12 protein-coding genes are annotated in these 12,961 nt (G+C 71.3%); 8 read left to right on the top strand and 4 right to left on the bottom strand.

The genetic code is table 11. The features are described 5' to 3' along the window. Positions 1-32: 32 nt before the first annotated feature. Positions 33-1,724, bottom strand: a complete 1,692-nt coding sequence (locus G4D85_RS31325) for an amidohydrolase (RefSeq protein WP_164017727.1) — start codon at positions 1,722-1,724, stop codon at positions 33-35. 258 nt (positions 1,725-1,982) lie between these two features. Continuing rightward, the gene (locus G4D85_RS31320; RefSeq protein WP_164017726.1) at positions 1,983-2,753 is read right to left on the bottom strand and encodes a rhomboid family intramembrane serine protease; all 771 of its coding nucleotides are present in this window, start codon (positions 2,751-2,753) and stop codon (positions 1,983-1,985) included. Between the two features lie 209 nt (positions 2,754-2,962). Between G4D85_RS31320 and G4D85_RS31315 the strand changes: the two genes are divergently transcribed. Continuing rightward, entirely contained in the window at positions 2,963-3,487 is a 525-nt protein-coding gene (locus tag G4D85_RS31315; RefSeq protein WP_164017725.1) for a hypothetical protein, read from the top strand. A gap of 1 nt (position 3,488) precedes the next feature. Here G4D85_RS31315 and rnz read toward each other — a convergent pair whose 3' ends face one another. Then, positions 3,489-4,412 (bottom strand): ribonuclease Z, encoded by a 924-nt coding sequence (gene rnz, locus G4D85_RS31310; RefSeq protein ID WP_164017724.1) that lies wholly within the window; start codon positions 4,410-4,412, stop codon positions 3,489-3,491. Positions 4,413-4,522: 110 nt separating this feature from the next. Here rnz and G4D85_RS31305 point away from each other — a divergent pair, with 110 nt between their 5' ends. The 7 genes from G4D85_RS31305 (at position 4,523) to G4D85_RS31275 (ending at position 12,160) form a co-directional block, all read left to right on the top strand. After that, positions 4,523-5,224: a DUF2293 domain-containing protein gene (locus G4D85_RS31305; protein WP_164017723.1), complete on the top strand. Its 702-nt coding sequence runs from the start codon at positions 4,523-4,525 to the stop codon at positions 5,222-5,224. A gap of 207 nt (positions 5,225-5,431) precedes the next feature. Continuing rightward, positions 5,432-6,187, top strand: a complete 756-nt coding sequence (locus tag G4D85_RS31300; RefSeq protein ID WP_240359601.1) for a TetR/AcrR family transcriptional regulator — start codon at positions 5,432-5,434, stop codon at positions 6,185-6,187. Continuing rightward, the gene (locus G4D85_RS31295) at positions 6,184-7,287 is read left to right on the top strand and encodes an efflux RND transporter periplasmic adaptor subunit (protein ID WP_164017721.1); all 1,104 of its coding nucleotides are present in this window, start codon (positions 6,184-6,186) and stop codon (positions 7,285-7,287) included. Before G4D85_RS31300 ends, G4D85_RS31295 begins: the two co-directional genes overlap by 4 nt. A gap of 36 nt (positions 7,288-7,323) precedes the next feature. Continuing rightward, positions 7,324-10,440, top strand: coding sequence for an efflux RND transporter permease subunit (locus G4D85_RS31290; RefSeq protein WP_164017720.1), 3,117 nt, complete (start codon positions 7,324-7,326; stop codon positions 10,438-10,440). A 101-nt stretch (positions 10,441-10,541) separates the two neighbouring features. Beyond that, positions 10,542-11,090, top strand: coding sequence for a DUF2378 family protein (locus G4D85_RS31285; RefSeq protein ID WP_164017719.1), 549 nt, complete (start codon positions 10,542-10,544; stop codon positions 11,088-11,090). Between the two features lie 10 nt (positions 11,091-11,100). Beyond that, positions 11,101-11,574: a hypothetical protein gene (locus G4D85_RS31280; protein WP_164017718.1), complete on the top strand. Its 474-nt coding sequence runs from the start codon at positions 11,101-11,103 to the stop codon at positions 11,572-11,574. Between the two features lie 49 nt (positions 11,575-11,623). After that, positions 11,624-12,160: an NUDIX hydrolase gene (locus G4D85_RS31275; RefSeq protein WP_164017717.1), complete on the top strand. Its 537-nt coding sequence runs from the start codon at positions 11,624-11,626 to the stop codon at positions 12,158-12,160. A 29-nt stretch (positions 12,161-12,189) separates the two neighbouring features. Here the strand turns inward: G4D85_RS31275 and G4D85_RS31270 are convergent, their stop codons facing one another. Continuing rightward, positions 12,190-12,615 (bottom strand): hypothetical protein, encoded by a 426-nt coding sequence (locus G4D85_RS31270; RefSeq protein WP_164017716.1) that lies wholly within the window; start codon positions 12,613-12,615, stop codon positions 12,190-12,192. Positions 12,616-12,961 lie beyond the last annotated feature (346 nt).

Here is a 12,961-nt window from a genome sequence, read left to right as displayed (position 1 = left end):
GTCACCGGGCTGACACTTGCCAGGCCGGTGGCTCACGGCGCGCGGTAGACCTCGGCGCCGGCCACCACCGTCAGGCGCACCTTCGCGCCGGGAAGCTCGGCGACGGGAGCGTCCACCGGGTCCACCGACAGGGCGACGAAGTCCGCGTCCATGCCCGGCTTCAGCTGGCCGCGCTGTCCCTCGGCGAAGGACGCGTACGCGGCGCCCACGGTGAAGCCCTCCAGCGCCTCCTGGCCGCTGAGCCGCTGGTCCGCGTACCACCCGGCCTCGGGCTGGCCCCGCGCGTCCTGCCGCGTGCGCGCCGCGTACAGTCCGCCGAGCACGTCCGGGCGCTCCACCGGAAAGTCGCTGCCCAGCGCGAGCACCGCGCCGGACGCCTTCAGCCGCTGCCACGCGTACGCGCCGCGGATGCGCTCCGGGCCCACGCGCGCCTCCGCCCAGGGCATGTCGCTGGTGGCGTGGGTGGGCTGCACGCTGGCGATGAAGCCGCTCTTCCCCAGCCGGTCGATGTCCTCCAGCCGCATCACCTGCGCGTGCTCCACGCGGTGGCGGCCGTCCTTCGAGCCGGTGGCCTCGGCCGCGCGGGTGAGCGCGTCCAGCACCAGCGTGTTGGCCCGGTCGCCAATGGCGTGCGTGCACACCTGGAAGCCCTTCGACATGAAGGCCCGCACGCGCCGCTCGTACTCCTCGGGCGTCAGCACCAGCAGGCCCTTGTGGCCCGGCTCGTCGCTGTAGTCCTGGTGCAGCGCCGCGCCCCGGCTGCCCAGCGCGCCATCCATCATGAGCTTCACCGCGCGCATCGTGAGCAGCTTCCCCTGGAAGGGACCTTCCTTCAGGTACGTCTCGCGGTCCGCCGTCAGCCCGTCCGCCATGGCGTAGATGCGCAGGGTCAGCTTCCCCTCGCCGTCCCACCGCTGGAGGAGGCGGAAGGTGCGCAGGTCCATGCCCGCGTCGTGCACGCCGGTGAGCCCCGCCTGGGCGCTCCGGGCGAGCGCCGCGGCGAGCCGCGCCTCGAACTGCGCGTCCGTGGGCAGCGGCAGCACCGCGGACACCAGGTCCATGGCGTTGTCCACGAGGATGCCGGTGGGCTCGCCGTCCGGGCCTCGGAGGACTCGGCCGCCAGCGGGGTCCTTCGTGTCGCGGGTAATCTTCGCGCGCCGCAGGGCCTCGCTGTTGACCCACAGCGCGTGGCCGTCCACGCGGCTCAGCGCCACGGGCGTCTTCGGGTGCTTCGCGTCCAGGTCCGCCCGCGAGGGGAAGGCCTTCTCCGGCCAGTCGTTCTGGTCCCACCCGCTGCCGATGAGCCACTCGCCCTGGTACGCCGTCTGGGGCGCCGAGACGACGCGCTCCAGCGTCTCCTGCTTCGTGGCCGCGCCCTCCAGGTCCACCGTCACCAGCCCGCTGCCCAGCCCCGACAGGTGGCCGTGCGCGTCGGTGAGGCCCGGCACCACGGTGGCGTCGCCCAGGTCCACCACGCGGGCATTCTCACCCGCGGCGGCCAGCACCTCCTCCTTCGAGCCCGTGGCCAGCACCTTGCCGTCGCGCACCGCGAGCGCCGCCACCACCGGGCGGTCCGCGTCCAGCGTGCGCACGCGGCTCGCCACGTACACCGTGGTGCCCGCGGGGGGAGCGTCGCCACCGGCCTCCGGGCCCCGCTTCGTGCAACCGGCCACGGCCGCCAGAAGGAGCACCGCACCGAAGAGTCCACCGAGTCGTCGCAGCATCTTTCCTCGCACCCGCCAGGGAGTTTTCCGCCCCGGCTCCCGGGGCTCGCGGGCGGCACTCTGGCGCACCCGGCGGTGGCGGCCAAGACTTCCCGCTCGGCCATTCCCTGGCATGCAAGGCATTGCGACGGCCCCCTCCTGGAAGCAGGTGCTCCAGGCGCGGGGCATGCAAGGCAATGAAGGCGGCGCCTGGGACGGGCTCTGGAGACGGGCTCTGGAGACGGGCTCTGGAGGCGTGCCCCGGAGCCTGCCCCTACTTCACGGATGGTCCGGGTGCAGCCGGTGCCGCCACGAGGTGCGCTGCTCGGTGAGGCGCGGGTTGCGGAACAGCTTGATGAGCACCACCCCGGCCACGAAGCCGCCGACGTGCGCCCAGACGGCCACGCCCTCGGACACCTGCTCCATCACCGTCAGCTGGGGCAGGCCGCTGATGACCTGCACCACGAACCACCACAGCAGCACCGCCCAGGCGGGCACCGGGATGATTTGGATGAAGATGAAGAGGATGAAAATCATGTTCACCCGCACACGCGGGTAGAGCACGAGGTAGGCGCCCATGATGCCGGAGATGGCGCCCGAGGCCCCCACCGCCGGAAACGGCGAGGCAGGGTCCACCAGCACGTGCGCCCCCGCCGCGGCCAGCCCGCACACGAGGTAGAACACGAGGAAGCGGAAGCGCCCCATGCTGTCCTCGACGTTGTTGCCGAAGACCCAGAAGAAGAGGCAGTTGCCGATGAGGTGCATCCACCCGCCATGTAGGAACATGGAGGTGAGCGGGGTGAGGCGGTCCAGCGTCGGGTCAACGATTCCGCACGAGAGGCCGTCCCCCATCTTCAGGATGGAGCCAGCGGCGAGCTGGCCGGTCAGCTTCAGCGGCACCATGCCGAAGGTGCACACGCTCTCCGCGAGCTTGAGGGCATCGAACCCCGCTCCTTGAATGACCAGCCAGGTGAAGAGGATGGCGCCGAGCAGCAGGTACGTCACCACCGGGGTGCGCAGGGTCGGGTTGTCGTCGCTGATGGGAATCATCGCTGGGCCGCATCATGCTTCACGGGGGCCCGGCGGGCACGGGAATGGCGAGCGTCATGCCCCGCGCGACGCCTGGAGCCACCGCCGGGGCCACACGGCGAGCGTGAGTTCCAGACACTTGCGCCAGGAAACCATTCCGGGGGGCACTTGGCGGCGGGCCTGGGGTTGGGGGATGGTTGGGCACCTCACACTCCCGCGGAGTCTTGAGAATGAACCTGTCGTTGTCCCGTCGCGGCGCCACGGCGCTGCTCCTGTTGGCCGCTGTCTCCCTCACCACCTCCGGCTGTGCCGGCCGCCGCAAGGAGGCCTTCCTCCATGACAAGGCGCGCGAGCACGTCTACCGCAAGCCCATCGCCGAGGTGTGGCCCCAGGCCCTCGCCCTGCTGAAGGAGCGGGGCTACTCCTTCCGCGCCGGCAAGGAGGGCTTCGAGGCCTCGACGGAGTTCAAGATGGAGGGCGCTCCCTCCTCCCTGGGCACCACCTACGTGGCCTACCTCGTGCGCGGCATCCAGAAGGGGCCCGGCCAGTGCTCGCTGGAGTACTGGAAGCGCATCACCAACGAGTCGCGCGGCGCCGACAACACCACCGGCCGCGCCACCGAGCTCAATGAGGCGGGCCCGCGCACGGACACCGGCAACTTCAACCGCGACGAGGAGCTGGAGTGGGAGCTCATCCAGCGCGTGGACACCGACTCCGCCTCCGCGCTGAAGGCCCAGGCCGAGAAGATCGAGTAGCTCAGTCCCGCATCGGCAGTTCGATGGTGAGCCCGTCGAAGGCCACCTCCGCCGGCCCCTTGAACTCCTCGCGCGCCTGCGTGAGCAGCTTCCCGGGGTCGGTGTCGTGCCGGCTGGACAGGTGGGTGAGCACCAGCCGGCGCACCCCCGCTTCCCTCGCCACGCGCGCCGCCTCGCGCGCCGTGGAGTGACGCGTCTCCAGCGCCCGCTCCTGCTCGTCGTCGGAGAAGGTGGACTCGTGGACCAGCAGGTCCGCGTCCTTCGCCGCCTTCACCACGGAGGCGCAGGGGCGCGTGTCCCCGGAGATGACCAGCCGGCGCCCGGGGCGCGCCGCGCCCAGCACGTCCTCCGGCCGCACCTCGCGCCCGTCCGGCAGCGTCACCGGCTCGCCCTTCTGGAGCTTCCCGAAGCTGGGCCCCTCCGGCACGCCCAACTCGCGCGCCTTCTCCAGGTGGAAGCGCCCCGGCCGGTCGTCCTCCACCAGCGCGTATGCCAGCGCGTTGATGCGGTGGTCCACGCCCACCGCGTGGATGGCGTAGCCGTTGCGCTGCACCACGTCCCCGTCCTTCACCTCCGTGATTTCGATGGGGAAGGCCATGGACTCCAGGCCCAGGTGCACGGCCTGGTGCAGCAGGCGCTTCGCGGGAGGCGGCCCGTACAGGCGCATGGGCTCGGTGCGGCCCATCATCCCCAGCGTGCGCAGGAAGCCGATGATTCCCAGGTAGTGGTCGGCGTGGAAGTGGGTGAAGAACACCGCGTCCACGGTGAAGCCGGTGCCGAAGCGCACCATCTGCCGCTGGCTGCCCTCGCCGCAGTCGAAGAGGAGCAGGTCCGCGTCCGCCTTCACCGCGAGTCCGGACAGGTTGCGGTGCAGCGTGGGCTGAGCGGCGGACGTGCCAAGGAAGGTGAGCCTGAGGAGGGACATGCCGGCGCTTCCCACGCGAAGAGGACCTCCCGCGCCAGCTTCGGGCGCGAGGCGGCCATTTAGCAGGGTTGGACGCCCCCGTGCTATGAGGCCGCCCCCCTGACACTCCCATGCCTGACTCCCTGATTGTCGGCCCCACCAGCGACTCCCGCCGTGTGCGCGCCCCGGACGGCCGCGTCCTCACCGTCCCCGACGGCTGGGCCCTGCTGCCCCCGGGCGACGCCGGCCTCACCCGCCGCGTGAAGGCCGCTGGCCCCTCCTGGACGGTGCAGGAGAAGGTGGGTCGCAAGCTCTTCTCGCGTGGGGTGTGGGCCCCGGAGGCCCACATCGTCCGGGCCCGCGCCGTCCTCGACTCCGAGCGCGCCACCCCCGCCTACGAGAAGAAGCTGGCCGCCGGCCGCGAGCGCCGCGCCCGCGAGCAGGAGCAGTACGAGGTGGACTTCGCCAACTCCGTGCTGCGCTTCCTCGCCTTCTCCCCGGCGTGGCTGGCGCACGCGAAGCGGCTGGCCGTCCTCGTCGCCGCCCACGCCACCCCCGTGGGCAGCGGCACCGTGGCCCGCACCGAGCGGATTCCCATTGAGCGCCGCGCCGAGGCCGCCGTCATCGCCTGGATGCGCCACCAGACGACCACCTACGACGACATGCGCATCGCCCGGGTGAAGGGCGCCCGCCGCGAGGTGCGCCGCGAGCTGGCCGAAATCTCCCGCGCCGTGCTGGACCTCCACCGCCGCGACGTCCCCCACGGCCCCAGCGCCTGTCCCCTCTGCACCGCCCTCGCCGCGCCCGTGAAGCCCCGTCCCGACAGCCCATGAAGGTGGGTGTCGGTGTGCGGGCCCGGGCGCGTACCTCCGCTCCGGACCTCGAGGCCCCCCGCCGCGTCCCGGCTTCAATCCCTGATTAGCCGCACGGTGTGGGTTTCTGACCCGCCGTTCAGCCAAATTTGCGTTGTTTCTGACCGGCGGGTTAGTAACGCGGCCGTCATGCCACGTCCCGCGGACCCTCATGCTCGGAATGCCCTGGTGACCGCGGCCCGGGCGGAGTTCGCCCGCAAGGGGCTGCGCGGCGCGCGGATTGAAGACATCACCGCCGCCTGTGGGCTGTCCAAGGGCGCCTTCTATCTGCACTTCCCGTCGAAGGAGGCGCTCTTCGGTGAGGTGGTGGGGGCGTTCCAGACGGGGCTGGACTCGCTGAACGCGCGGCGCATGGAGTCGGTGGAGCGCTTCCTCGCGGAGCGCGGCGTCCCCGGGCCGCAAGACAGGCAGGAGCGCAGCGAGCGCTACCAGCAGCTCATCGAGCTGGAGGCCGCGCACGACCTGGAGGCCATGGAGTGGGTCTGGGCCCACCGTGACGTCTCGCTGGTGCTGGACAGCGGCAGCCAGGGCACGGAGTTCGAGTCCCTGCTGTGGCGCGTGACGGACGCGCAGGTGGAGCGCGTCGCCCGGGACTTCCGGCGCCTGCAGGAGGCGGGCGCGGTGGACCGGGACATGGACCCGCACCTGTTCGGCTCCATCATCGTCGGGGCCTACCTGTTGCTGTCCAAGCGGATGGCGCGCCTGAGCGAGAAGCCCGACCTGGCCGCCTGGGCCCGCACGCTCCAGCGGCTGTGCCAGGAGGGCACCATGCCCCGGCAGGACTCGCCGCCCGCGTCTGCTTCCACGTCCGCTTCCCCGCCCGCGCGAGCCGCCTCCGCGCGCGCCCCGCGTTCCGCACCCCCTTCCACGCGCCGGCCCGGTGCCCGCGCGAAGACCCGCAGCACCCAGAGGAAACGCCCGTGAATCCCACCTGGAAGCCGTCCGCTGTTCGCGCGCTCGCCGCCGTCGGCCTGGCCACCGCCGCGCTGTCGCTGTCCGCCTGCCAGAAGGCGGATGCCTCCTCGGCTCCGGTGCCCGTCGCCACGCCCGAGGCCGCGCAGGCCGTGAGGGTCGTCGCCGCGCGCACCGTCCAGGCCGCGCCCAGCGAGCCGGTGACGGGCACGCTCTACCCCGCCCAGGCGCTGCAAGTGGGCTTCGAGGTGGGCGGCCGGCTCGCCGCCGTCAAGGTGGCGAAGGGGCAGCAGGTGAAGAAGGGTGACGTCCTCGCTCAGCTCGACTCCGAAATCTCCGACGCGCAGGTGGCCGGCGCCGAGGCCGCAGTGGCCGCCGCCGAGGCCGCCTCCGCCATGGCCGCGGACGTGGCCGCGCGCAACGTGAAGCTCCAGCAGGAGGGCGGGGTGAGTGACTTGCAGAACCGCGCCTCCACCGCCACCGCCGCGCAGGCCCAGGCGCAGGTGCTGGCCGCCAAGGCGCAGCTTGCCCAGGCCCGCGCCGCGCGGCGCCGCCACGAGCTGCGGGCGCCCTTCGCCGGCACCATCATCGACGCGCCGGAGCAGACGGGCGCTACGGTGGGCCCGGGCACGCCGCTCTTCACGCTGGAGCACCTGGACACGCTGCTCCTGAAGACGACGGTGGCCGAGTCCATGCGCTCGCGGCTGAAGCCGGGCGTCAAGGTGCGCGTGGACTCCATCGGTGCGCGCACCTCCACGGAGGACGCGGTGGTGCGCAACATCCTCCCCTCCGCGGACCCGGCCACGCGCCGCGTGCCGGTGGAGCTGGCCGTCCCCAACGCGGAAGGCCGCTTCGTGGCGCACACGCTGGCGCGCGCCGTGCTGCCCATGGGCGAGGCGCAGGCGGCGCAGGTGGTGCCGGGCTCGGCGCTGTCCTCTAGCAATGGGGACCATGTCTTCGTGGTGTCCGCCGGCGAGGTGCGCCGCGTGGACGTGCAGGTGCTGGAGCGCCGTGAGCGCGAGGTGGTGGTGCTGGCCCCGGCCCCGCTGGAGTCCGTCATCGACTACCCGACGCCGGGCCTCGCGCAGGGCACCCGCGTCTCCGTGAAGTAGCCGCTCTCCTTCGCAAGGCCCACCTGGAGCCTCCCCATGCTTCTCAGCGACGTCTCCATCCGCCGGCCCGTCTTCACGGCCATGCTGTCGCTCTGTCTCATCGTCCTGGGCCTCATGGGCCTGGGCCGCGTGGGCACGGACCTGTACCCGGACGTGTCCTTCCCCATCGTGGTGGTCAACACCGTTTACCGGGGCGCGGGCCCTGGCGAGATTGAAACGCAGGTCGTCAAGCCCATTGAAGACGCCGTCGCCGGCATCAGCGGCGTGGACAAGATTCACTCCTTCAGCCGGGAGAACCTGGGCACGGTGGTGGTGCAGTTCAAGCTGACCGCGCCGTTGGACAGGGCGGTGCAGGACGTGCGCGACAAGGTGGCCGGCGTGGCCAACAAGCTGCCCCAGGACGCCGACGCGCCCGTCATCGGCCGCGTGGACCTGGCCGCCACGCCCATCCTCACCTACGCGGTGTCCGCGCAGCTTCCCTCGCAGGAGCTGCGCCGGCTCATCGACGACCGCATCAAGCCCGCGCTCGCGCAGCTGGAGGGCGCCGCGGAGGTTCGCGTCACCGGTGGTGACACGCGCGAGATTCAAATCGACATCGACCTGGACAAGGCTCGCGCGGCGGGTGTGTCGCCGCTGGCCATCGCCCAGCGCGTGGGCGCGGAGAACCTGGACCTGCCGGCGGGCCGGCTCCAACTGGGGGCCAGCGAGCTGACGGTGCGCTCGCTGGGCCAGTTCAAGAACGTGGAGGAGCTTCGCGCGCTACCGGTGGCGAGGAGCCGCACGGGCGCGCAGGTGCGCCTGGAGGAAATCGCCTCCGTGACGGACGGCGTGGCGGAGCGGCGCACCCTGGCGCGCCTCAACGGCAAGGACGCGGTCATCCTGGAGGTGGTGAAGCAGCCGGGCTCCAACACCCTGGCGGTGAGCTCCGCGGTGAAGAAGGTCATGGAGGAGATGACGCCAGCGGTGGGGCAGGGCTTCGCGGCCTCGCTGCTCATCGACCAGTCGGTGCTCATCCAGGAGAACGCGAACGAGGTGTGGATTGCGCTCTTCTTCGGCGGCGCCATGGCGGTGCTCATCATCCTGATGTTCCTGCTGGACGGGCGCGGCACCTTCATCTCCTCGCTGGCGCTGCCCACGTCCGTCATCGGCACGTTCTTCGCCATGTACGCGCTGGACTACACGCTCAACCAGATGACGCTGCTGGCGCTGTCGCTGGCGATTGGTCTGCTCATCGACGACGCGGTGGTGGTGCGCGAGGCGATTACGCACCGGCTGGAGCAGGGCGAGGACCCGGTGAGCGCCGCGTCCAACGGCACGAAGGACGTGGGCCTGGCGGTGCTCGCCACCACCATGTCGCTGGTGGCGGTGTTCGTCCCGGTGGCCTTCATGCCCGGCATCGTCGGCCAGTTCTTCAAGCAGTTCGGCATCACCATCTCCGTGGCGGTGCTGGTGTCGCTGTTCATCTCCTTCACGCTGGACCCGATGCTGTCGGCGCGGCTGGCGAAGGCGCGCAAGCCGGGCGAGGTGCACCGCGACAACGCGGTGGCCGCGGTGCTGCGCCGCTTCCTGGAGGGCACGGAGCGCTTCTACGAGGGAATCTTGCGCTGGGTGCTCGCGCACAAGTGGTCCACGGTGGGAATCACCGGGCTGGTGCTGGGGCTGTCCTTCGGCGGGGCCAGCGGGCTGGGCATGGAGTTCATGTCCGCGGAGGACCGCTCGCAGTTCCTGGTGGACCTGACGCTGCCGGACTCGGCCAGCCTGGCGGAGACGGAGGCGCGCACCGCGGAGGCGGAGGCGCTGCTCAAGGGTATTCCCGAGGTGACGGACATCTACTCCATCGTCGGCACCAACGGCGACGTGAACAAGGCGCGCATGCGGGTGCTCACGGTGGGCAAGCACGAGCGTGAGCGCGGCATCCCCTCCATCAAGGAGGAGGCCCGTGAGCGGCTCGCCCCGGCGCTGGTGGCCACGCGGGTCAACCTGATGGACCCGCCGATGCTGGAGGGCCTGGGCGACTACTTCCCCATCATGGTGCGCATCACCGGCCCGGACCTGGGGCGCGTCAACCAGGAGGCCGAGCGCATCGCGGGCATCCTCCGCGAGCTCCCCGGAACGGCGGACGTGCGGGTGGAGTCCAACCCGCCGAAGCCGGAGATGCAGGTGCGCATCGACCGGGCGCGGGCCAGCGACGTGGACCTGAACGCGGCGGGGCTGGCCACGCAGTTGCGGCTGGCCATCAGCGGCGACGTGGTGGCCAAGCTGCGCGAGGGAATCACGGAGACGGACATCCGCGTGCGCCTGTCGGAGAAGGACCGCGCCACGCCCGAGCGCGTGCGCCAGCTGGAGGTGTACACGCCGCACGGCCTGCGGCCGGTGTCGGACGTGGCGGACGTGGAGCTGCGGGACGGGCCGAGCGTCATCGAGCACGACAACCGCGAGCGGCAGATTGCCGTCTACGCGCAGAAGGGGAAGGGCGCGGCGCTGGGTGACATCGCGAAGGCGCTGAAGGAGCGCGTGGCGGCGCAGCCGCTGCCGCCGGGGTACTCCGTCACCTACGACGGCGAGATGAAGAGCATGGACGAGCAGAACGACGCCTTCGGCATGGCCTTCGGTCTGGCGTTCGTCTTCATCTACATGGTGCTGGCGAGCCAGTTCGAGTCCTTCAAGCACCCGTTCACCATCATGGTGTCGCTGCCGCTGGCGCTGGTGGGGGCGTTGCTGGGGCTGGTGGTGACGGGCTACCACCTGTCGATGGGCGCGGTGATTGGCATCATCCTGTTGATGGGCCTGGTGACGAAGAACGCGATTCTGCTCATCGACGGTGCGCTGCAGTACCTGCGCGAGGGGCTCACGGTGGACGAGGCGCTGCTGAAGGCGGGACCTCGCCGGCTGCGGCCCATCCTGATGACGAGCGCGGCCATGGCGATTGGCATGGTGCCCACGGCGGTGGGGACGGGCGTGGGCTCGGAGTTCCGCGCGCCCATGGCGATTACGGTGATTGGCGGCGTGATTACGTCCACGTTCCTGACGCTGCTGGTGGTGCCGGTGGTGTTCGCCGGCATGGAGCGGCTCCGCTTCCGCCGCCGCGCCACGGAGCAGCCTCCCGCGCCCTCGGTGCCGGCGGTGGAGCAGGGGCCCGGCCGGGCGGCGTGACGGTGTGAAGCCTCGGGCCCGCGCGGTGTCTGCCGCGGGCCCGGGGCCTTCCTTCCCTGGGTCGCATGCGGCTCCTGTCGGACCGGGTTAGACTCGGGAACATGCCGGAGAAGCTCGTTTTCGAGCACACCTTGGAGGGCCTCTTCCTGCGAGGTCTCGTGGGGCGAGTCAGCCCCGTGCTCCGGGAGCGCTTGAAGGAGGTGGGCGTGGACCTGGACCGCAAGCTCCAGCCCGCCTACGGCTTCGACACGTGGTGCTCCGCCGTCCGGGTGGCCGTGCGCGAGCTGCACCCGGACGTGCCGGACGAGGTGGGCTACGGCCTGCTGGGCGAGCGGATGGTGGAGGGCTACCGGGAGACGGTGCTGGGGCGCGCGGCCTTTGGCGTGATTCAGTTGCTGGGGCCACGGCGTGGCGTGAGCCGCGCACGGCAGATGTTCCGCTCGGGGAACAACTACACCGAGACGCGGCTGGAGGACGTGTCTCCCACGGAGGTGGACCTCTGGATGAACGAGGCGGGAACCATCCGCTACCTCACCCGGGGCGTGCTCCTGGCCGGCCTGCGCGTCACGGGGGCCCGGCAGCCCGAGGTGGAGGTGCGCGCCTTCACTGACGACCACGTCACCTACCGGCTCACCTGGCGTGGAGACTGAGGCGAAGGACATGGGGGAGCCGCGGCTGCTCGCGGTGGACCTGGGGCTGCGCTCGGGGCTGGCGCTGTACGGGCGCGACGGCCGGCTGCGGGAGTACCGCTCGCAGAACTTCGGCTCCCAGACGCGGCTGAAGCGCGCGGTGCCGTCCGTGCTGAACGGGGTGGGGCCGCTCGCGTGGCTGGTGCTGGAGGGAGGCGGGCCGGTGGCGGACGTGTGGGAGCGCGAGGCGTCCCGTCGCGCGCTGCCCGTGCTGCGGGTGGCGGCGGAGGACTGGCGGGAGAAGCTGCTGTACGCGCGCGAGCAGCGCAGCGGCTCGCTGGCCAAGGACGCGGCGGACGTGCTCGCGCGCAAGGTCATCGGCTGGTCCGGCGCGGCGAAGCCCACGTCGCTGAAGCACGACGCCGCGGAGGCGATTCTCCTGGGCCTGTGGGCCGTGCTGGAGGTGGGCTGGCTGGACAGGGTGCCCGCGGAGCTGCGGCGCTGAGGCCCGTGCCTCGCGGGACACGGGCGCGTCCGTCCTCCATGATGCGGCCATGGCCCAGCCGCCCGATGACCGCCCCAGGCAGGAGACCGACGTTCCCCATGGCGAGGGGTTGAATCGGCTGGTGGATCCACTCGCCCGCACGGCGTACCGGGGCGCCTACGCGCTGGCGTGGGTGTACTGGCTCGTCCGCCGCCCCAGGACGCGCGGCGTCTTCGTGGGCGTGTGGCACGCCGGGCGCGTGCTGCTGCTCCAGAACTCGTACAAGCACAGCCTCGGCATGCCGGGCGGTGGCTTCCACAAGGGCGAGTCTCCCGCGCAATGCGGCGCCCGCGAGCTGCGCGAGGAGGTGGGCGTCCAACTGGCGCCCGCCACCCTGCGCCCCGTCTTCGAAACGGTGGGCTTCGAGGAGCACAAGGACGACCACGTCCACTTCCTGGAGGTGGACGTGGAGACCGAGCCGGTGCTCACCATCGACCGCCGCGAGGTGACGTGGGCCGCGTTCATCGACCTGAACACGGCCCTGCGGCTGCCCATCTCCTCACTGGTGCGCGCCTACCTGGAGGACGCGCGCCGCCGCCGGGGCTGAGTCACCGCGCCGTCAGCGGGACTCGCGGCTCAGCGTCCCGCCGCCATCGCGGCCACGGGCTCCGCGCCCAGGAAGTGGCGCGCGCGCGCCTTGGCGAGCTGCGTCTGGGCCTCGTCCAGCGAGACGCAGTCCACGGTGATGGGGTCGTTGGGCGCGGCCTCCGACGCCACCCGCGCCGTCTGCAGGCGGGAGATGGTGGAGTCCGAGACGTGCGCGCACATCAGGCAGCCCCGCGCCCGGCCGTACGCCACCACCTCGCCGAAGAGGTTGGCCGACTCCGGCTCCAGCGTCCGCAGTCCCCGCATGTCCGCGAGCACCAGGTGCCGTCCTCCGTTGTATGCATCCGTCGCCGTCTTGTAGGCGGTGACGAAGTCCTTCATCTCCGTAGGCCGGACGAAACCGCTCAGCCGGACCGTGACGGTACGGCGATTCATGTCGTTGGTGACTTCGAACATGCGTGCACCCTCCCCTTGCTGAGACAGAGGTTAACAAAAACAAACATCCGAATGCACCCCACCCCCGGGGCGCTCTGGCGAAACTGGAATTATGGGTAATGATTGCGCAATTCGGGTTCTGAACGGACGGAAGATTCCTGCCGGCTGGCTGCTACATCCCGTCTCAGCGAAATCCTCGCGTGACACCTGACGCGGGAGGGGGCCTGGGTCTTACGTCACCTAGAGCGCCGATCAGGTTAGGGCGAGGGAGCAGGCAAGGGACAGGGGATCGACGTCGGCCCAGAGAGTGCGCAGGTAGGTCCGAGGACACGGCAGGAGCGCACATGGACCGGTGGACGCCTGAGGT

This window comes from Pyxidicoccus trucidator (assembly GCF_010894435.1).
Lineage (GTDB): Bacteria > Myxococcota > Myxococcia > Myxococcales > Myxococcaceae > Myxococcus > Myxococcus trucidator.
The sequence above is the reverse complement of the archived record's forward strand: the minus strand, read 5'-3'. Positions and strand labels throughout refer to the sequence as shown.